At 68.2% G+C, this 18,522-nt stretch carries 19 protein-coding genes; 10 read left to right on the top strand and 9 right to left on the bottom strand.

All coding sequences use genetic code 11. The annotated features are described in order from the left end of the window. The first annotated feature begins 210 nt into the window (after positions 1 to 210). The 5 genes from C3B71_RS09315 to C3B71_RS09300 all read left to right on the top strand — a co-directional run bounded on the left by C3B71_RS09315 (position 211) and on the right by C3B71_RS09300 (position 3,608). Entirely contained in the window at positions 211 to 978 is a 768-nt protein-coding gene (locus C3B71_RS09315; RefSeq protein ID WP_108967607.1) for an amino acid ABC transporter ATP-binding protein, read from the top strand. A 58-nt stretch (positions 979 to 1,036) separates the two neighbouring features. Beyond that, positions 1,037 to 1,579, top strand: a complete 543-nt coding sequence (locus tag C3B71_RS16940) for a hypothetical protein (RefSeq protein WP_442778366.1) — start codon at positions 1,037 to 1,039, stop codon at positions 1,577 to 1,579. Then, positions 1,483 to 1,998, top strand: a complete 516-nt coding sequence (locus tag C3B71_RS16935; protein WP_442778376.1) for a hypothetical protein — start codon at positions 1,483 to 1,485, stop codon at positions 1,996 to 1,998. The genes C3B71_RS16940 and C3B71_RS16935 overlap by 97 nt, the downstream gene beginning before the upstream one ends. Before the next feature lie 105 nt (positions 1,999 to 2,103). Further along, the gene (locus C3B71_RS09305) at positions 2,104 to 2,757 is read left to right on the top strand and encodes an amino acid ABC transporter permease (RefSeq protein WP_108967606.1); all 654 of its coding nucleotides are present in this window, start codon (positions 2,104 to 2,106) and stop codon (positions 2,755 to 2,757) included. Further along, entirely contained in the window at positions 2,754 to 3,608 is an 855-nt protein-coding gene (locus C3B71_RS09300) for an amino acid ABC transporter permease (protein WP_108967605.1), read from the top strand. The genes C3B71_RS09305 and C3B71_RS09300 overlap by 4 nt, the downstream gene beginning before the upstream one ends. Before the next feature lie 286 nt (positions 3,609 to 3,894). On the opposite strand, the gene C3B71_RS09295 is transcribed toward C3B71_RS09300, so the two are convergent. Beyond that, the gene (locus C3B71_RS09295; RefSeq protein ID WP_108967604.1) at positions 3,895 to 4,254 is read right to left on the bottom strand and encodes a DoxX family protein; all 360 of its coding nucleotides are present in this window, start codon (positions 4,252 to 4,254) and stop codon (positions 3,895 to 3,897) included. After that, positions 4,251 to 4,862: a TetR/AcrR family transcriptional regulator gene (locus C3B71_RS09290; protein ID WP_108967603.1), complete on the bottom strand. Its 612-nt coding sequence runs from the start codon at positions 4,860 to 4,862 to the stop codon at positions 4,251 to 4,253. Before C3B71_RS09290 ends, C3B71_RS09295 begins: the two co-directional genes overlap by 4 nt. Positions 4,863 to 5,124: 262 nt before the next feature. Between C3B71_RS09290 and C3B71_RS09285 the strand changes: the two genes are divergently transcribed. Beyond that, positions 5,125 to 6,204, top strand: a complete 1,080-nt coding sequence (locus C3B71_RS09285) for an inositol-3-phosphate synthase (protein ID WP_108967601.1) — start codon at positions 5,125 to 5,127, stop codon at positions 6,202 to 6,204. 130 nt (positions 6,205 to 6,334) lie between these two features. Here C3B71_RS09285 and C3B71_RS16810 read toward each other — a convergent pair whose 3' ends face one another. Next, entirely contained in the window at positions 6,335 to 6,868 is a 534-nt protein-coding gene (locus C3B71_RS16810) for a type II toxin-antitoxin system Phd/YefM family antitoxin (protein ID WP_325048230.1), read from the bottom strand. A 92-nt stretch (positions 6,869 to 6,960) separates the two neighbouring features. Further along, entirely contained in the window at positions 6,961 to 7,428 is a 468-nt protein-coding gene (locus tag C3B71_RS09270; RefSeq protein ID WP_073333182.1) for a MarR family winged helix-turn-helix transcriptional regulator, read from the bottom strand. Positions 7,429 to 7,499: 71 nt separating this feature from the next. Here C3B71_RS09270 and C3B71_RS09265 point away from each other — a divergent pair, with 71 nt between their 5' ends. After that, positions 7,500 to 7,838 carry a hypothetical protein gene (locus tag C3B71_RS09265; protein WP_325048202.1) on the top strand — a complete coding sequence of 113 codons (339 nt, stop codon included), beginning with the start codon at positions 7,500 to 7,502 and terminating at the stop codon, positions 7,836 to 7,838. 5 nt (positions 7,839 to 7,843) lie between these two features. Here C3B71_RS09265 and C3B71_RS09260 read toward each other — a convergent pair whose 3' ends face one another. From C3B71_RS09260 to C3B71_RS09240, 5 genes are all read right to left on the bottom strand, one after another. Beyond that, on the bottom strand, positions 7,844 to 9,469 hold the full coding sequence (locus C3B71_RS09260; protein ID WP_108967597.1) for an ABC transporter permease: 1,626 nt from the start codon (positions 9,467 to 9,469) through the stop codon (positions 7,844 to 7,846). Between the two features lie 29 nt (positions 9,470 to 9,498). After that, positions 9,499 to 10,356: a MerR family transcriptional regulator gene (locus tag C3B71_RS09255; protein ID WP_108967595.1), complete on the bottom strand. Its 858-nt coding sequence runs from the start codon at positions 10,354 to 10,356 to the stop codon at positions 9,499 to 9,501. Between the two features lie 73 nt (positions 10,357 to 10,429). Next, on the bottom strand, positions 10,430 to 12,064 hold the full coding sequence (locus tag C3B71_RS09250; RefSeq protein WP_108967593.1) for an ABC transporter permease: 1,635 nt from the start codon (positions 12,062 to 12,064) through the stop codon (positions 10,430 to 10,432). Beyond that, a complete protein-coding gene (locus C3B71_RS09245) occupies positions 12,061 to 13,008 on the bottom strand; it encodes an ABC transporter ATP-binding protein (protein ID WP_108967591.1) in 948 nt (315 codons plus the stop codon). Before C3B71_RS09245 ends, C3B71_RS09250 begins: the two co-directional genes overlap by 4 nt. A 69-nt stretch (positions 13,009 to 13,077) precedes the next feature. After that, a complete protein-coding gene (locus C3B71_RS09240) occupies positions 13,078 to 13,926 on the bottom strand; it encodes a MerR family transcriptional regulator (protein WP_108967590.1) in 849 nt (282 codons plus the stop codon). Between the two features lie 195 nt (positions 13,927 to 14,121). On the opposite strand from C3B71_RS09240, the gene pheS reads away from it, so the two are divergent. The 3 genes from pheS (at position 14,122) to C3B71_RS09225 (ending at position 18,436) form a co-directional block, all read left to right on the top strand. Beyond that, positions 14,122 to 15,210, top strand: a complete 1,089-nt coding sequence (pheS, locus tag C3B71_RS09235; RefSeq protein ID WP_108967588.1) for a phenylalanine--tRNA ligase subunit alpha — start codon at positions 14,122 to 14,124, stop codon at positions 15,208 to 15,210. A 1-nt stretch (position 15,211) separates the two neighbouring features. Further along, positions 15,212 to 17,866 (top strand): phenylalanine--tRNA ligase subunit beta, encoded by a 2,655-nt coding sequence (gene pheT / locus C3B71_RS09230; RefSeq protein ID WP_108967586.1) that lies wholly within the window; start codon positions 15,212 to 15,214, stop codon positions 17,864 to 17,866. Positions 17,867 to 17,944: 78 nt separating this feature from the next. Further along, the gene (locus tag C3B71_RS09225; RefSeq protein WP_073333295.1) at positions 17,945 to 18,436 is read left to right on the top strand and encodes a flavodoxin domain-containing protein; all 492 of its coding nucleotides are present in this window, start codon (positions 17,945 to 17,947) and stop codon (positions 18,434 to 18,436) included. Positions 18,437 to 18,522: the final 86 nt, after the last annotated feature.

The following is an 18,522-nucleotide window of genomic DNA, read 5'->3' as shown; positions in this document are numbered from 1 at the left end:
CCGAATGCTGAATACCCGCGCACCTGTTCCCAGGTCTCGAGTGCTACTGTGCGTCCGGCGAGCACCGTGCGGTCCACCCGGATTGCGGTCGGTCGCCGCGAATCCGAACCGGAGGGAAACAGTGGTCATGCGAATGTGTTGCTGTAGCTGTCGCTGAGGCAGCTCCAGTCCCATTCGCCCTTTAACCCTTTAATACGAGAAGAGGCTCCTATGCCTGCTCCCGCCAACCCTTCCATCCCTGAGCGCCCGCTCGTGCGCATCAGTCACGTCAGCAAGTACTACGGCGACTTCAAGGCGCTCGACGACGTCTCGCTGGACATTCACCGCGGTGAGGTGGTCGCCGTCATCGGCGCCTCCGGCTCCGGCAAATCCACTCTGTGCCGCACCATCAACCGGCTCGAGACGATCCAGTCCGGCACCATTGAGATCGACGGCGAACTCCTGCCCGAGGAGGGGCGTGAACTGGCCCGCCTGCGCGCCGAGGTGGGCATGGTCTTCCAGTCCTTCAACCTGTTCCCGCACCGCACGGTGCTGGACAACATCACCCTCGCGCCCACCCGCGTGCGCAAGGTGCCCAAGGCCGACGCCGAGGATCGCGCCCTCCAGCTGCTCGAGCGTGTGGGGCTTGCCGACCAGGCCGGCAAGCGCCCGCCGCAGCTGTCCGGGGGACAGCAGCAGCGGGTGGCGATCGCCCGCGCCCTGGCGATGGACCCCAAGATCATGCTCTTCGACGAGCCCACCTCCGCCCTGGACCCGGAGATGATCAACGAGGTCCTCGACGTCATCAAGGACCTGGCCGCCGAGGGCATGACCATGCTCGTGGTCACCCACGAGATGGGCTTCGCCCGCTCCGTCGCCGACCGCGTCGCCTTCATGGACGGCGGCCAGATCGTCGAACTCGCTGCGCCGGCGGACTTCTTCGCCGCCCCGCGCACCGAGCGCGCCCGTGACTTCCTGTCCAAGGTACTCAGCCACTGAGCTGGGCATTAACAACCGCTATAGCTGCTCCTTCAGCCACAGTCGAAAGGAACCCCCCATGTCTGTTCTTACCGGCCTGTCTCGCCGTACCCTGCTGACCGCCGCCGGCGTGGCCTCGCTCGCCGCCGTGCTGGCGGCCTGCGCCGATTCCAGCGGTGATGACAGCGACTACGACGCCGTCATCAACTCCGGCCCCGTCGCCGCCGACGACGTCGTGGCCGCATCCACCTGGGCATCGGCGGTCAAGGACGCGGGCGTGCTGAAGACCGGCGGCACCAAGACCTCCGAGGTGTTCTCCCTGGAGGACCCCGCTACCGGAAAGATCACCGGCTTCGACGCCGCCCTTGCTCAGGTCTTGGCCCGCTACATCATCGGTGGGGAAGACGCCCGCTCCCTGCTGGAGGTCACCCAGGTCACCTCCGACACCCGCGAGACCATGATCGAGAACGGACAGGTCGACGCAGTCTTCGCCACCTACACGATTACCCCGAGCGCGCCGAGAAGATCTCCTTCGCCGGCCCCTACTATTCCTCCGGTCAGTCCGTCCTGGTGCGCGCCGACGACTCTGAAATCAACGGCGTCGACGACCTGGCCAGCGTGAAGGTTGCCGTCCAGTCCAACTCCTCCTCCGGCCCCGCCCTGGACGAGGCTGCGCCCGACGCCGAGCAGGTGCAGTTCACCGATCACGCCAGCTGCGTCGCCGCGCTCGAGGCCGGCCAGGTGGACGCCTACGTCGTCGACCAGTCCCTTGAGCTCAGCGAGGTGCAGTCCAACGACGCCGTCAAGATCGTCGGCGACCCCTTCACCGAGGACCCCTACGGCATCGGCTTGCCCAAGGACTCCGACGCCCAAGAGTTCGTCAACACCTTCCTACAGACCATTTACGACGACGGCACCTGGAACGCCATCTGGGAGGCCACGATCGGCACCATCATCGGTGGCGAGGCACCCGAGCCGCCCGCCATCGGCTCCGTCCCCGGCTCCGAGACGGACGCCGCCACCGCGGCGGCTACCGACTGACCTCGGTCGGACGGCTCGGGCCAACATCAATCCGCTCGCAAAGCACGGTGGGTGGGGCGGCCCGCCTTCCGAGGCGGCCGCCCCAACGCTCCGGAGGAGGCGCCCATGAACGTCATCACCGATAACCTCGGCATGCTCGGCCAGGGGTTGGTCACGACCCTGACAATCGCCATCATCGGCTACGCGTGCGCGCTCGTCGTCGGCACGGTGATCGCGATCTTCCGCGTCAGCCCGATCCCGCCGCTGCGCGCGCTCGGTGCCGCCTGGGCGACGGTGGCCTGCAACATCCCGACCCTGTGCCTGATGATCCTGGCCGCCTTCGCCGCGCCGCGGGCCGGCGTGCCCCTGTCCCTGTTCGCCGCGGCCGTCACCGCGATCGTCTTCTCCGCCTCAGGATTCGTGTGCGAGACGGTGCGCTCCGGCATCAACTCCGTGTCCAAAGGTCAGATCGAGGCGGCCCGGGCCCTGGGCATGCCCTTCGGGCTGATCATCGGCGCGGTGGTGCTGCCCCAGGCTTTGGCCCGCACCATTCAGCCACTGGTCAACATCTTCATATCCTGCCTGATCGGCTCCTCCCTGGCCGCCGCGATCGGCGTGCCCGAGTTGACCAACGTCACTCAGCAGCTGAACCTGCGCTACGCGCAGGCGGTGATCACCTTCCTCACCTCCGGACTGACCTACTTGGCCATTGCCTTCCTGGCCACCAAACTCGGCGGCCTGCTCGAGCGCCGTATAACCGGACGGGAGGCCCACGCATGAGTGCCCTGACCACGCCGACCCCCGCCCGCACATCCGGCGCCGCCGACGCCGATCTGCTCTTCGACGCTCCGGGCCCCAAGGGACGGCGCCGCATCCTCATCGGATCGGTGCTGGTGACCCTGATTGTCCTGGCGCTCGCCGCAGCGGCTCTGTTCCAGCTCGGCCAGGCCGGCCAGCTCGCCTACCCCAAGTGGCGCTACTTCCTGGGGCAGTCGGTGGTCGGCTACCTCGGGCGCGCCCTGGCCGACACCCTGCTGGTCACCGCGGTGGGTGCGGCCCTGTCCTTTCCGCTGGGCATCCTGTTGGGCTGGGCACGCATGAGCCGCTCGACGGCGCTGCGGTCCGCGGTGGGAGCGTGGATCGACGCCATGCGCGCCATACCCATGCTGCTGCTGATCTACTTCTTCCTGCTGGCGGTGCCGCGCTGGGGACTCACTCTGTCTCCCTTCTGGATGCTCACCGTGCCCATCGTCATGTGCTCCTCAGCGACTACGGCGGAAGTATTCCGCTCCGGGGTGCTCGCGCTGGAACGCGGTCAGAGCGAGGCCTCCCAGGCACTGGGACTCAACGCAGGCCAGGCAATGCGGCTGGTGCTGGCACCGCAGGCACTGCGGCTAATGCTGCCGACGTTGATCACCCAGCTGGTGACCATTCTGAAGGACTCATCATTGGGATATGTGGTCGCGTACACGGAGCTGATGTACGCCGGGCGCCTGCTCACCTCGTCGGCACGCGTCACCGCGCACCTGGACGTCTATCTACCCGCCTACGTGATCATCGCGGTGATCTACGTGCTCATCAACTGGGCGCTGGGCGTGCTGGCCAGGCGCGTCGAGGCGCGCACCCGCTGAGACGGCCTGTTCGAGAGCCGCTGGTGTCACTGGATGCACCACTTTTGATGGTCGAGTAGTTAGGACACCCCTGGATGTCGGAGGAGGAGCCTGATGCTTATGTGGAGCCGACCGGGAAAGTGGTGCATCTGGTGACAGGAAAGCGGTGTGGTCCCGGAAGCGGTATGCCTCTGGACTATGCGCGCCACCTCCAGTAGCCCGCCAGCGCGACGGTCAGGGCGACGGGCAGATGAGCATGGGCGCGCAGACGCGACTCCGCGACTGATGCGGTGATGACCGGGAGGGGCTAGCCGACGAATGACGCGATGGCGGTTACAGCAGCCAGGGCCAGCATGCCCAGGCAGTTGATCCACAGCTCGCGGCCCATGAACCCTGCCCTGACGTGGGCGACGACGGCGCATAGGAAGTAGCAGATCACGCCCGTGCAGGCGGCGAGCGCGACTCCCGGCACGTGCAAACCGATAAGCAGGCCGACGGCCGCCAAGACCTTGATGACTATAAGAGTCCACCACCACTGCCGTGGAAATCCGACTCCGGTGAGGCAGTTACGGATGAAGGAAGGAGGTCGCAGCGACAAGGTGGCGTCACCCAGCAGTACAACTGCGAGGAGGATCACCAGCCACGGAAAGTGAGGGAGCAGCGTCATTGGTTGTGCTCCTCGTTGGAGGCTGTCAGGAGCGGGCGGACCGCGTCGCGCACTCGGCTACAGAGTGCGTCTATCCCGGTTCCTGGCAGGGATGCCCATTCGAGAAGCGCGCCCAGGTAGGCAAGATACGCAGTTGTGGCACGCTGTTTGGCGGCCGTCATCGAGCAGCCGGTAGCCGCGGCAAAGACGTCTTGGAGTTCGTTGATCAACTCCTCCCGCAGTTCGCTGAAGACTCTCGAACTGTGAGCGCCGGAGATGAGCACCGCTCCGTAGGACCGGGCGAGGTCTGGGCTACTGGCGAACAGCTCGATGAAGGGAAAGAGGATATCGAGGATCGCCTCCGAGCCGCCGTTAACACCTTCGGACTGTACTGGCGCGTGACTGGTTCGCGGGGAGGTGGTGTGCAGGGCTTCTATGTGTTCGTCGAAGCATGCAACCAGCAAGCCACTCTTGTCTCCGACGTGCATGACGGTGCCCACGCTGACAGCAGCGTCTGCCGCGATGTCTTTGATGGTCGTCGCACGGAAGCCTCTCTCCTCGAACAGTCTTCGGGAACTTGCTAGGACCTTGGCTCTGGTGGCGGCACGGGCTTCAATGCGCGTGGGCACGAACTCTCCTCGGGATTGCCGTGAATGTGTTCATTGAACGGGTTCGTTGAGCGTGTTCAGTAAGAGTAGCCTGCGTCCGGCTTGAGTGCAATACCAACACCAACGATGAGTTGGGGGTGCCGAGGTGCTAGCCGCCGGTGCGTAGGCGCACACCACCGACTGCCGCTATTCACGGGCGTGACATGCCCCAATCGAGGCGGATCATTACTATCTCAGCCGTCAGATCCTCGAACGGTCATGGGTTGGCCGATTAGGAGAACAGATGAGCAAGATTCGTGTCGCCATCGTCGGCGTGGGCAACTGCGCGTCGTCGCTGGTGCAGGGCGTCGCCCACTACGCCGACGCCGAGCCGACCGACAAGGTCGGCGGCCTGATGCACGTCCAATTCGGCGACTACCACGTCTCGGACATCGAGTTCGTGGCCGCCTTCGACATCGACGCCGCCAAGGTCGGACTTGACCTGGCCGACGCCATCAACGCCTCCGAGAACAACACCATCAAGATCGCCGACGTCGCCCCCACCGGCGTGAGGGTGCAGCGCGGCGTCACCCTCGACGGCTTCGGCAAGTACTACCGCGAGACCGTTCAGGAGTCCAGTGAGCCTCCGGTCGACGTGGTCCAGGCGCTCAAGGACGCCCAGGTCGACGTTGTGGTCTCTTACCTGCCCGTCGGCTCGGAGGAGGCCGATCGCTACTACGCCCAGTGCGCCATTGACGCCGGCTGCGCCTTCGTCAACTGCCTGCCGGTATTCATCGCATCCGATCCGGCCTGGGCACAGAAGTTCACCGACGCCGGCCTGCCGATCATCGGCGACGACATCAAGTCTCAGATCGGCGCCACCATCACCCACCGGGTGCTGGCGCGTCTGTTCGAGGAGCGCGGCATCACCATCGACCGCACCTACCAGCTCAACGTCGGCGGCAACATGGACTTCAAGAACATGTTGGAGCGCGAGCGGCTGATGTCGAAGAAGATCTCCAAGACCCAGGCGGTCACCTCCAACGTCTCCACGCAATTCGCCGAGAAGGACATTCACGTCGGCCCCTCCGATTACGTCGGCTGGCTGGACGACCGCAAGTTCGCCTTCGTACGCCTGGAGGGGCGCAACTTCGGCGGCGCCCCCGTCAGCCTTGAGTACAAGCTCGAGGTCTGGGACTCCCCGAACTCCGCCGGCGTGGTCATCGACGCCATCCGGGCCGCCAAGATCGGCCTGGATCGCGGCATCGGCGGTCCGCTGCTGTCTCCGGCATCCTTCTTCATGAAGTCTCCGCCGGAGCAGCGTCCCGACGAGGAGGCCATGGACTCTACCGAAGCCTTCATCCGGGGTGAGGTCGAGCGCTGATCGCTCGTTCCGCCATGCACACACGCAGGTCGGCCCGCAGCAACTCATGGCTGCTGCGGGCCGACCTGCGTACTTGTGAGTCAAGCCGGTCGTCGTGCTGACCGCGTTTGTCCAGTTGGACCGCGTTCTTCTACTTGGACCGTCTGAGAGCGCGTACAAGGCGTTCCAAGTGGGTGGGCACTTCAAGGCGAAGCCCGGCGGTGCCCTGGGAATCAATCATCTGGGGGCGGTCACCGTCAGCCCTCGTTGCAGCGCATCTTGTTGCATTTCCCGGTCGTAAGTGAGGAGTAGGTCGGAGCGCACGTTCAGGGCAACTGCGAGGTTGATCGCGTCTGCCGCACGCAGCCCCGCCGTGTCTCGCGCTGCGTTGAGCAGATGTTCCCGCGGAGGTATCCAGGTAGCAAATGGTCATTGCTCGCCGCGCAGATCGTCCAGTACATCTTTTGAACTGAGGGCGCGCGTGTTTTAAGGCGTTGAAGTCTGTGGGGACCGCTGGACGCGTAGCTCTTTGCCTACGCAGTAGAGCGAAGCGGTCGTGAGTAATAGGTACAAGTTCAGCCACGGGACGTCCGTTGTTGGTGATCTCAAAACTCTCGCCGGCCTCCACTCGGCGGAGGATTGCGGCGCTGTCGTTCCGTAGCTCGCGGTGTGGAATCGTCGTCATGGTCATCGCTCCGTAGCAAGCGGCATGCATCACCTGCTTGAGCATCCGACGCGGGTTGCATCCCATGGTGGCGAATCAATCCTGTGAGCGCGCTACTGATCCCGGTTCTGGTGTGTATCGAGCTCCATCAACAGCGTTCTCAAGGCGGTCCGTCCGGCGGGGGAGAGGGAGCTGCGGATGCCGGAGTCCAGCGCTTCGGCCGCCACAGCAGCACTGGCGAGCAGCCGCCGCCCCTCGGGGGTGATTTCGATCTTGTGAGTCCGGCGATCGCTGCGGCTGCGGGTCTTGCTCACGGCTCCGAGGTCCACGAGTTGGTCCACCAGCGTGACCACCAGGCTCGGTGCCACGTGCAGCTGGGTCGCGATCTGACGCTGCGAGGTCGCCAGCCCGGCGTCTATGACGGCCAGCAGGCCCACTTGTTTGTGGGACAACCCGGACGGCGCGATCCTTTCGGAGAAATCCCGGGTGATCTGTGCGCCGAGCATGCCCAGCCGAAAACATGCGGCGGACAGGATCGCCTCGCCGCCATCCTCTGCGCTGCCGGCCCCTGTTGTCTTCATGGTTATGATGGTACTCTATTGAATCATTCAATATTGAACGATCTAGCTAGGTGGTTGGCATGCCGTGGTGGTTGGCGCTTCTCAACTCAGTCATGGGAGTCGCGTCGGTGATTGCTGCTGCGGCGGCGTTGCTCCGCCCGGAGCTGCTGGCGCCTGGCAGCGCAGGCGGCGACGCTGATCGCTTCTATCCGGCGATGTATGCGGCCAGGGCGGTGCCGCTTGGTGCGGTGGTTGCGTGCGTCGTCTGGTTGACGCCCGTGTATCCGCTGTCCCAGTTCGTCTTGGCCGTTGCCGCGCTCGCTCAGCTCGGTGATGTGGTGGTCGGTGTTGCGTGTCGGCAGCCTGGCATGGCGGGCGGTGCTGTCGCTGCGGCCGCATGTCATCTGGCCGGTCTTGCCGCGCTTCAGTAAGCAGTTCAGACACCTGACAGGTCGCGCCGTCGGTAGGCCACCAGGCCGACGGCGGTACCGAGGACGCCGATAGCCGTCTGCACCGCCAGCGGTACCCAGTTGGGGCCGCCGACGACGTCGAGGTAGTGTCCCAGCACGCTCAGGTCCTGCGCCCAGGTCGGCAACTCCACCAGTCCACCGAAGAAACGAGCGAACACGCTCCAGGCAAGTACTGCCCACACGACCCCGAAGCGCCGTGGCGCCACGCCGACCACCGCCAGGGCAATGCCGATCGCCGCCAGCGCTCCGGGCAGCTGGGTGACGGTGAACACGAATGCCCGCCCCACGGCGTGGTCCTCGGCGAGTTGAGAACCCGTCGCGGCGGCTAGCACACCGCCGGAGAGCGCCAGCAGGCCGAAGGCCTCAACCGCGGCCACACCGCCCACTACCGCGAACTTTCGGGTCCGTGACAGCCCGACCGCGTAATCGACGTCGATCAGCCCGGACCGTTCCTCCAGAACGATGACGTTGATTCGCTGCACCGCGGCCACCGCGACGAGTAGGACGGTCATTATTGTGAGCAGCGACAGGTACTGCTGGATCGGACTGCCGGCGGCCATCTTCCCGACATATGAACCGGTCGCCGAGCCCGGCTTCAGCAGGCCGGTGAGGTTGCCCGCCATGGCACCGAACAGTGCGGAGAAGAAGGTCACCGCCGCCGCCCATGCCAGTGTTGTGCGTGTGGACAGGCGCGTTAGTAGGTCGGCGTAGCCGTGGATCCGCCAGCGGCGCCCGCTGGTGGCCCGGTCGGGCAGGTAGCCGCCGGCATACTCCCGGTGGGCGTACAGGGCTCCGGCCGCCGCCACTAGGACAACACATATCGCGGCGCATGCCGCCAGTGGCATGGGGTCGTCGTCGGTGTAAGGGGCGACCAGGTCGCGCCAGCCCAGGGGTGTGAGCCACCGCAGCCAGGTGAGCTCCCATTGGTCGGCGGCCACCCGCAGCGCGAACCCTGTGGCCAGGGTCACCAGGGCGAGCAACCGCGCCTGACTCGCCCGCCGATACAACTGACTGCCCAGCGCCGTCAGACCGATGAAGGCCCAGCCGGTCACCGCGACCGCGCCCGCCAGCATCCAAGCCCCAACAACCGTCATCTCGGTCACGAATCGAGCCACGCCGGTCAGAACCATGCCGACGCCGAGTCCGAACCCCGCAACCGCCCCGGTGCACACAAGCACCGGCGCTGCGAAGGGAGTCGCCCACCCCACTCCCGCCGCATGCTGTACCTCGACCAGGCCGTCCTCCTCGTCGGCGCGCATCGTCCTGGTGACCAACAGCACCGCCATGAGACTCACGCAGAACAACAGGTAAGTGCCCGTCTCCCACTGCACCAATTGCCCGATCCCTCCCGGCAGCGGCAGGACGCCGTACAGCAGGCGGGTGCCCGGCGTGTCGCGCATGCTCTGTACGAGCAGTTCCCGGGCCTGCGGCGAGGGATACACGCGTTCATACGCCGGGGGAGTGACAGCCGCCAGCAGCCATGGGGGCAGGCACCAGGCCAGGACCTGCCACCGCAGGCGTCGCCACAGTAGATGCACGGAGGGATACAGCCCATGGAGCACAGTTCCCTGCGGCCTGGGTGCGGCGCGCATCCGTACGGGAAGGCGCTCGGCGCGAGTTGTCACAAGCTGACCCGCTTCCCGCCGGCGGACCGGTGGATCGCCGCCGCGAAGTCTGGGTCGGCCAGCATCAGGTCGAGCAGTGCGCCGGTGAAGCGCCGGTGGACTTTGAGCGGATAGCTTATGGTCGAGAGGACTCCGGCCAAATCCCATAGGGCTCGCCCCAGCGCGCCCTCGGGAAGGTCGTTCAGGATGGCCAGCGAACTCTGCTTGTGCCGCAGGGCCAGTGCCCACGACTCCTGCGCCAGCTCGACTGCACCGGCCTCACCCGTCTGCTCCAATTCGGCGAAGGCGCATATCTGTCGGGCGCACGTGTCGCGCTCGGCGGCGTCGAGCTCCGCAATGAACCGGCTCGCACTGGCGGGAATCATCTCGCGCGCGGCGAGCGCCATCATGAGGCGCCGTTCCCCGGTCAGGACCTGCAAGGCCCGGTCCCCGGCCGGGGCCTCCAGGTCGCGTATCCGGCGGGCGACGTCGTCGTAGAAGCAGGTGAGTGCAGTGGGCAAAGGTGAGGGAGGGCCGCCGCCGGCAACCCGGGCGATGAGCTCATCGACGCGATCGGCCTGTTCACGCAGCGCCCGCTGCCGTTCCTCGATGTTCTCACGTGCCGAACGCAGGTCCCGCAGGATTGCCTCGCGATCCGTGCCCCGCGCATCCGCGGCGAGAATCTGTGCGACTTGGGTCAGGGACAGGCCGCGGTCCGCCAGCCAGCGGATGCGCAGCAGCCGGGCCAGATGTTCGACGCCGTAGTCCCGGCGCCCTCCCGCCGACGGCGGTACCGGCAGCAGGCCGAGCCGGTGGTAGTGGCGTACCGCCCGTGTGGTGGTGCCGGCGAGGTCGGCCATTTCCTTGACACGCATGCCCACATCCCAGCAAGCGACCCTGCGTCGCTGTCAATTGCCTGGCAGAGGCGGTACGCACGTAGCCCTCGATTCACCCGGCTCTACTCAGGTTGCGGCGTCGGTAGGCCACCAGGCCGACGGCGGTACCGAGGACGCCGATAGCCGTCTGCACCGCCAGCGGCACCCAGTCCGGGTCGCCGACGACGTCGAGGTAGTGCCCGAGCACGCTCAGGTCTTGCGCCCAGGTCGGCAGGTCCATCATGCCGCCCAGCAGCCTGGCGAAGGCGCTCCAGGCGATCACTGCCCACACGACGCCGAAACGTCGCGGCGCCACGCCGACCACCGCCAGGGCAATGCCAATCGCTGCCAGCAGGCCGGGCAGCTGGGTGACGGTGAACACGAAGGCCCGCTCCACTGCATGATCCTCGGTCACCTGCGTGGCCGTGACTGCGGCCAGCACGGCCCCGCACAGCACCAGTAGAATCGTCCCCACCGCTGCCGCCGAGACTGCCTGCATCAGGAACAGACGCCGGCGCGGCACCCCGACGGCGGCCTCGGCCTCCACCAGTCCGGCGTCCTCATCGGCGGCGAGCCGACCCGCCTGCCCAGTCGCCGCCACCGCGATCAGCAGCACCATCATCACGGTCATCAGCGACATGAACTGTTCCATCATGTCGGCGCCGGCCTGTACCAGCATGTTCACGTATTCGGCGATGCGCTCGTCCCGCATCATCTCCAGGATGCCCTCGGTCATAGAGCCGAACAACGCCGCGAAGCAGACCACCGCCGCCGCCCATGCCAGTGTTGTGCGTGTGGACAGGCGCGTGAGTAGGTCGGCGTAGCCGTGGATCCGCCAGCGGCGCCCGCTGGTGGTCCGGTCGGGCAGGTAGCCGCCGGCATACTCCCGGTGGGCGTACAGGGCTCCGGCCGCCGCCACTAGGACAACGCATATCGCCGCGCATGCCGCCAGTGGCATGGGGTCGTCGTCGGTGTAAGGGGCGACCAGGTCGCGCCAGCCCAGGGGTGTGAGCCACCGCAGCCAGGTGAGCTCCCATTGGTCGGCGGCCACCCGCACCATGAAGGCAACCCCAACACATGCCAGGGCCAGCGGGCGGGCGCCGGCGGCGCTGCGCGCCAACTGGCAGGCTACGGCGGCCAGGCCTGCGAAGCCCCAGCCGACGACGGCGGTCACTCCGGCCAACGCCCATCCGCCCGCCGCTGGAAGCGACTCGATCTGCGCGGCCTCGGCCGCGAGCGTGCCGCCCACCAAGGCGGCCAGGACGCCGACCGCCGCCCAGATAACCAGCACCGGGGCGAGGAAAGGTACCCACCTCCCAGTGCCCGCGCTCCGCAAAAGTTCGATCAGACCCTCGTCCTCATCCGCGCGTAACAGGCGGCAGGTCAGCAGCACCGCCATAAGCGCGGTGCACACCAGCAGGTAGGTGGCCCCCTCCCACTGCACCAGCTGGCCGATGGTGCCCGGGGCGGGAAGCTCGCCGTACAACAGGCGCGTGCCCGGGGAGGCCCGCAGCGCCTCGACCACCGCATTGCCGCCCCCACCACCGGCGTCGCCGGCTGCGGAGAAGTAGGCGTCCTGATAGGCCGGCGCGAAGGACGCCAGGCCCAGCCACAGGGGCAGGATCCAGGCGAGCGCCTGCACACGCAGCCTCCGGGCGGTCAGGCGCAGGGCGCGGCCCAGGCCGCGCAGGTCGTTGCGCAGGTTCATCCGCGCACCTCCTCGTAGTGACGCAGGAACAGGTCCTCCAGGCTCGCCGGCCGGCAGATCACGTCGGTGGCTCCCTGCGCGGCGACGGCCGCCAGTACCGCCGGTACCTGGGCGGCGCCCACCTGCACGCTCAGGCGGCCGTCCTCCACAGTCAGCTCGTCCTCCAGCTGCGGCAGCGACGCGGCTATGCCGCGCAGCAGATCCGCATCGCCGCCGACCTCGATCTGGGTACGGGCCAGCTGCTGCAGTCGGGCCAAGTCGCCCTGCTCCACCACACGGCCGTCCTTGATGATCGTCACGGCGCTGCACAGGCGCTGCACCTCGGCGAAGATATGGCTGGACAGCAGCACGGTGCGCCCCTGGGCCGCGGCCCGGGTTACCTCATCCATGAAGACCTGCTCCATCAGGGGGTCCAGGCCGCTGGTCGGCTCGTCGAGAATCAGCAGGCTTGTCGGTGCGGCGAGTGCCGCCACCAGTGCTACCTTCTGCCGGTTGCCCTTGGAGTAGGTGCGTACCTTCTTGGTCGGGTCCAGGGCGAAGCGGTCTATCAGCTCCTCCTCCCGGGCGCGGTCCCGCTTGCCGCGCAGACCTGCCAGGGCGTCGAGCGCCTGTCCGCCGGTCAGGTTCGGCCACAGCGCCACATCCCCGGCCACGTATGACACTTCCCGGTTGATCTGAGGTGCCTCACGCCGGGGATCGCGCCCCAGCACGCGCACCCTGCCGCTGTCGGGGTGGTACAGGCCCAGTAGGGTGCGAATGGTCGTGGACTTGCCCGCTCCGTTCGGGCCGAGGAAGCCGTGCACCTGACCGGCGGCGACCTCCAGGTCCAGCCCGTCCAGGGCGGTGAAGCGCCCGAAGCGCTTGACCAGGCCCTGCACCCGAATCGGGGTTCCGGACGGACTCGTGGCGCCGACGGCGCGGCCCCTGTCTCTGCGTGTTGTCATCAATGGCGTCCTTTCATGAGAGTGCGGGTGGTGGGATCGGAATCAGGGACGGTCCGGAACAGGAGCCGCTCACAGTGCGGGCTCATCGCCGGCCAGGCGCCGGATGACGGCGGCGAAGTCCGGGTCCGCCATGAGCAGCTCCAGGAAACGGTCGAGGTACAGGTGCTGTGCCGGTCCGGTGTAGGTGTCGGTGATCATCTGGGTCAGCCGCCAGGTGGTGCGACCCGGCGACCCAGTCGGGAAGTCCGCGAATGCGGCCAGCGCCGTACGGCGGTGTCGGAGGGTGTACTCCCAGGTCTCCGCGGCCAGATCGAGGGCGGCGGTCCGGGCGGCTTCCCCATGCAGCTGCTCCAGGCGGGCGATCTGGGCGTAGATGCGTACGCCCGCCTCCCACTCGGCGCCATCCAGCTCGGCCAGGAAGGTGCCGATGCTGTCGGGGACCAGGGCCAGGGCGGCCAGTGCCGTCACCACCTGCCGTTCGGCGCGCAGTCCGCGGCTGTTCAGTCCCTCCTCCTCCAGGCGTGCCTGCACGGCGTCGTAGAAGCGCACCAGCAACTGGGGGATCGGCTCCAGCCCCTCACCGTCCTCGACCCGGGCGATCAACTCGTCGATGCGGGCCTCCTGCGCCTGCAGCTCGCGGCGGCGCGCAATAACCGTGTCCCTAGTGGCCCGCAGGCTGTGCAGTACCGCCTCGCGGTCGGCGCCACCCGGATCCTGGGCGAGCACCTCGGCGATCTGCGCCAGGGGCAGCCCGCCGTCTGCGAGCCAACGGATCCGCATGAGCCGGGCCAGGTGCATTACGCCGTACTCCCGCCGCCCGCGCACGGTCGGCGGCACCGGCAACAGTCCCAGGCGGTGATAGTGACGCACCGCCCGCGGGGTTGTTCCGGCCAGATCGGACATCTCCTTGATGCGCATGCACCCATCCCAACAGGTGACGTAACGTCACCGTCAAGACCCGCCCGCGTATGCGTCCGCGCAACGCTGTAATGCATCGCCCACGGGCGAGGGCACGCTCTCAGGCGCGCATCTGAGACGATTTCGGGCCCTGGCGCGGCGCGGACTAATCTGGACCCGGAGATTCCCGACTCATCTGGTGGAAGGCAACCGCATATGACTGACGCCCCCGGCGCCCTCTCGCCAACGGACGAGGCCGGCGTCAACGCCCTCGTCGCCCAGGCCATCGCCGCCATCGACGCCGCCGCCGACCTCGCTGCGCTGAAGGAGGCGCGTTTGACCTACGCCGGCGACGCCTCCGCTCTGGCCCTGGCCAACCGCGAGATCGGCCGGCTGCCCGACCGTGCCGCCAAGGCGGCCGCCGGCAAGCTCCTCGGCGGCGCGCGCGGCCGTATCTCCGCCGCCCTGGCCGCCCGCCAGGAGGTGCTTGAGGCGCAGGCGGAGGCAGACATGCTGGCCACCGAGGCCGTCGACGTCACCGTCCCCACCGACCGCGCCGCCGCCGGCGCCCGCCACCCCCTGGATGTACTCGTCGACGAGGTCTCCGACTTCTTCACCGCCATGGGCTGGTCGATCGCCGAGGGGCCGGAGGTCGAGCACGAGTGGTTCGACTTCGACGCCCTCAACTTCGACGCCGACCACCCCGCCCGCCAGATGCAGGACACCTTCTACATCGATGGCGCCTCCGTGGGGGGCGCCCCGGGCGCCACCGCGAACCTGGTCTTGCGCACCCACACCTCGCCCGTGCAGGCGCACGTCATGCTCGCCCAGGCCCCGCCGATCTACGTGGCCTGCCCCGGCAAGGTCTTCCGCTCCGACGAGCTGGACGCCACCCACACCCCGGTCTTCCATCAGGTAGAGGGAATCGCCGTGGACAAGGGACTGACCATGGCACACCTGAGGGGGACCCTGGACCACTTCGCCCGCGCCATGTTCGGGCCCGAGGCGCGCACCCGGCTGCGCCCCTCCTACTTCCCCTTCACCGAGCCCAGCGCCGAGATGGACCTGTGGTTCCCGCAGAAGAAGGGCGGCGCCGGCTGGATCGAGTGGGGCGGCTGCGGCATGGTCAACCCCAATGTGCTGACCGCCTGCGGCATCGATCCCGAGGAGTACACGGGTTTTGCCTTCGGCATGGGCCTGGAGCGCACCCTCATGCTGCGCCACGGCATCGCCGATATGCATGACATCGTCGAGGGCGATATCCGCTTCTCCCAGCAGTTCGGCACCACCGGAAGGGGTAACTGACATGCCGTACGTCCCGATCGAGTGGCTCCGTGAGCACGTCGATGTTCCCGTTGGCACCACCGCCGCCGAACTGGCCGCCGACCTGGTCAAGGTGGGCCTGGAGGAGGAACGCATCGTTCCCCCCGCCGTCACCGGCCCCCTCGTCGTCGGCCGGGTACTGACCCGTGAGGCCAAGGAACAGAAGAACGGCAAGATCATCAACTACTGCCGCGTCGACGTCGGCCAGTACAACGACGCCCCCGGAACCGGCAAGGAGCCCTCCGAACTGCCCAGCCGCGGCATCGTGTGCGGTGCCCACAACTTCGAGGCCGGCGACCACGTGGTGGTCTCCCTGCCCGGCGCGGTCCTGCCCGGCGACTTCGCCATCGCCGCCCGCAAGACCTACGGGCACATCTCCGACGGCATGATCTGCTCCGAGCGGGAGCTCGGCCTCGGCGACGACCACTCCGGCATCATCGTGCTCGAGCGCTGGCTGGCCGCCCACGGTCGCGACGGCGAACCAGTCCCCGCCCCGGGCAGTGACGCCATCGGCCTGCTCGGACTGGGGGAGGAGGTCCTGGAGATCAACATCACCCCGGACCGCGGCTACTGCTTCTCCATGCGCGGCGTGGCTCGCGAGTACTCCCACGCCACCGGTGCCGCCTTCACGGACCCGGCCGACGCCACCAACCCCGAGCGCTTCCCGCAGGGCATCGCCCCGGCCGGGGCGGACGGCTTCCCCGTCCACTTCGCCGAGGACACCGCCCCCATTCACGGTCGCCCGGGCGTGGACCGCTACGTCGCCCGCGTGGTGCGCGGCATCGACCCCTCCGCCGCCTCCCCGAAGTGGATGCAGGACCGCCTGATCGCCGCCGGCATGCGCCCGATCAGCCTGGCCGTGGACGTGACCAACTACGTGATGCTGGACCTGGGCCAGCCGCTGCACGCCTTCGACCTGAACAAGCTGGCCGCCCCGATCGTGGTGCGCCGCGCCCGGCCGGGGGAGACCCTCGCCTTCCTCGACGAGGTCACCCGCAACCTGGACGGCGAGGATCTGTTGATCACCGACTCCCCGTCCGGGGAGGGCTCCCGGCCGCTGGTGCTGGCGGGCGTGTTCGGCGGCGCGGAGACGGAGATCGACGCGGAGACCACCGACGTGCTCATCGAGGCCGCCCACTTCGACCCTGTGTCCATCGCCCGCTCCGCCCGCAGGCACAAGCTGCCCACCGAGTCCTCCAAGCGCAACGAGCGCGGCGTGGACACCGAGCTCGCTCCCGTGGCCGCGCAGCGCGCCGTGGACCTGCTGGTCCAGTACGGTGGCGGCACCGCCGATGCGGTCGCCACCGACGTCAACCGCACCGTCGCGCCGCAGCCGATCACCATCCGCGCGGACGCCGCGCAGCGCCTGACCGGTGTCGCCTACGGCACCGCCCGCGTCACCGAACTGCTGCGCGCCATCGGCTGCACGGTTGAATCGGCCGGAACCGCCGTCGACGGCGTGGAGCTCCTCGCGGTCACCCCGCCCACCTGGCGGCCGGACCTGGTGGGCGCCGCCCACTTCGCCGAGGAGGTCGCCCGGCTGGACGGCTATGACAACATCGCCTCGATCGTGCCGGTGGCACCTGCGGGCACGGGCCTGACCTTCCGGCAGCGCGCCCGCCGCGACGTCGTGCGCGCCCTCGCCGACGCCGGCCTCACCCAGGTGCTGTCCTACCCGTTCATCGGCGATGTGCACGACCGTCTCGAGCTGCCCGCCGACGATCCGCGCCGAGTGGCGGTGCGCCTGGCCAACCCACTGGCCGACGATGCTCCGCTGCTGCGTACCTCCGTGCTCGACTCGCTGCTCGAGGTGGCCCGCCGCAATGTCTCACGCGGCCTTGAGGACGTGGCCGTGTTCGAGGTCGGCTCCGTCACCCATCCGGCCGGGACCGTGCCGGCGCCCATCCCGGGTGTGGACCACCGCCCCTCCGACGCGGAGATCGCGGCGCTGAACGCCGGTATCCCGGCCCAGCCCACGCACGTGGGCGTCGTCCTGGCCGGAGACCGGGAGCGCGCCGGCGTGCTCGGTACCGGCCGCCCCTGGGATTGGGCCGACGCCATCGCACTGGTGCGCACGGTGGCCGGCGCGCTCGGGGTAGATGTCGAGGTCGGCGCCCCGCAGACGCCCTACGCCCCCTGGCATCCCGGCCGCACCGCCGAGGTGCGCCTGCCCGCCGTCCGGCAGGGCCGCGAACTGGTGCCCGGAGCGCTGATCGCCCACGCCGGTGAACTGCACCCGCGCATCGCCCGCAACATTGGGCTGCCACCGCGGGCCTGCGCCATCGAACTCGACCTGGAGCCGCTGCTGGCGGCAGCCGCCGACGCCGGCGTCCTTCAGGTGCGTCCCGTGTCCACCTTCCCGGCCGCCAAGGAGGACGTCGCCCTCGTCGTCGATGAATCCGTCACCGCCGCCGCGGTTGAGCAGGTGGTGCGTGAGGCTGCCGGAGACCTGGCCGATGAGGTGCGCCTGTTCGACGTCTTCCGCGGCCCGCAGCTCGGGGAGGGACGTAAATCGCTGGCCTTCTCCCTGCGTCTGCGCGCGGCCGACCGGACCTTGACCGCCGAGGAGACCGCCGCGGTGCGCAAGCGCGTGGTCAAGCGCGCGGCCAAGCGCTTGGGCGCACAGCTGCGCGCCTGATTGTGGAGGTGGTCACGGATGGCGGTTCGTCGGACGGACCGCCTGCCGGAACCGTCCCCGCACGGTGATACTGACGCCATGAGAATCCTGCTCACGTCTTCCTCCCGCCACGGGTCCACCGACGAAGTCGGCGCGGCGATCGCGCAGGAGCTGCGCGCCGCGGGCCACGACGTCGACCAGTCCCACCCCGAGGACGTCACCGACGTCGCCGGCTACGACGCGTTCGTGCTCGGCAGCGCCGTGTACATGACCCGCTGGACCGCGGAGGCCATTGACTTCACCCAACGGTTCAGCGAATCCCTGCACTCCCACCCCGTGTGGGCGTTCTCGGTGGGCCTGTCCGGCCTGCCCAAGGGCAAGGTCTCTGACCCGCACCGCATCGGCCCGGTGCTGCTGTCCATCGACCCGGAGGATCATGCGACCTTCCCGGGCCGCTTCAACCCGGCCGAACTCTCGCTGCGGGAACGCTCAATCGCCCGCATGGGCGGCGCCTCCGAGGGGGACTTTCTCGACCTCGACGCCGTGCGCGCCTGGGCCGACAAGATCGCCCAGGACCTGGCCGCACGTTGAGGGGCGCCCGGTAGGCATCGCTCCGCGCTGCCTGCGGGGTCTGGTGACACATTCCCGGCGGATGTGAGTAAGCCGACCCGGCTCCA

This window comes from Actinomyces sp. Z16 (genome assembly GCF_003111765.1).
In the GTDB taxonomy this organism is placed as follows: Bacteria; Actinomycetota; Actinomycetes; order Actinomycetales; family Actinomycetaceae; genus Actinomyces; species Actinomyces glycerinitolerans.
This window is presented reverse-complemented; position numbering and strand designations above follow the sequence as displayed.

Bases quoted from the DNA above. Each gene is read 5' to 3' on its own strand.
- C3B71_RS09305 (WP_108967606.1), top strand. From the start codon at position 2,104: ATGAACGTCATCACCGATAACCTCGGCATGCTCGGCCAGGGGTTGGTC.
- C3B71_RS16940 (WP_442778366.1), top strand. From the start codon at position 1,037: ATGTCTGTTCTTACCGGCCTGTCTCGCCGTACCCTGCTGACCGCCGCC.
- C3B71_RS09295 (WP_108967604.1), bottom strand. From the start codon at position 4,254: ATGACGCTGCTCCCTCACTTTCCGTGGCTGGTGATCCTCCTCGCAGTT.
- C3B71_RS09225 (WP_073333295.1), top strand. From the start codon at position 17,945: ATGAGAATCCTGCTCACGTCTTCCTCCCGCCACGGGTCCACCGACGAA.
- pheS (WP_108967588.1), top strand. From the start codon at position 14,122: ATGACTGACGCCCCCGGCGCCCTCTCGCCAACGGACGAGGCCGGCGTC.
- C3B71_RS09300 (WP_108967605.1), top strand. From the start codon at position 2,754: ATGAGTGCCCTGACCACGCCGACCCCCGCCCGCACATCCGGCGCCGCC.
- pheT (WP_108967586.1), top strand. From the start codon at position 15,212: ATGCCGTACGTCCCGATCGAGTGGCTCCGTGAGCACGTCGATGTTCCC.
- C3B71_RS09250 (WP_108967593.1), bottom strand. From the start codon at position 12,064: ATGAACCTGCGCAACGACCTGCGCGGCCTGGGCCGCGCCCTGCGCCTG.
- C3B71_RS09255 (WP_108967595.1), bottom strand. From the start codon at position 10,356: ATGCGTGTCAAGGAAATGGCCGACCTCGCCGGCACCACCACACGGGCG.
- C3B71_RS16810 (WP_325048230.1), bottom strand. From the start codon at position 6,868: ATGACGACGATTCCACACCGCGAGCTACGGAACGACAGCGCCGCAATC.
- C3B71_RS09285 (WP_108967601.1), top strand. From the start codon at position 5,125: ATGAGCAAGATTCGTGTCGCCATCGTCGGCGTGGGCAACTGCGCGTCG.
- C3B71_RS09260 (WP_108967597.1), bottom strand. From the start codon at position 9,469: ATGCGCGCCGCACCCAGGCCGCAGGGAACTGTGCTCCATGGGCTGTAT.
- C3B71_RS09315 (WP_108967607.1), top strand. From the start codon at position 211: ATGCCTGCTCCCGCCAACCCTTCCATCCCTGAGCGCCCGCTCGTGCGC.
- C3B71_RS09270 (WP_073333182.1), bottom strand. From the start codon at position 7,428: ATGAAGACAACAGGGGCCGGCAGCGCAGAGGATGGCGGCGAGGCGATC.
- C3B71_RS09240 (WP_108967590.1), bottom strand. From the start codon at position 13,926: ATGCGCATCAAGGAGATGTCCGATCTGGCCGGAACAACCCCGCGGGCG.
- C3B71_RS09245 (WP_108967591.1), bottom strand. From the start codon at position 13,008: ATGACAACACGCAGAGACAGGGGCCGCGCCGTCGGCGCCACGAGTCCG.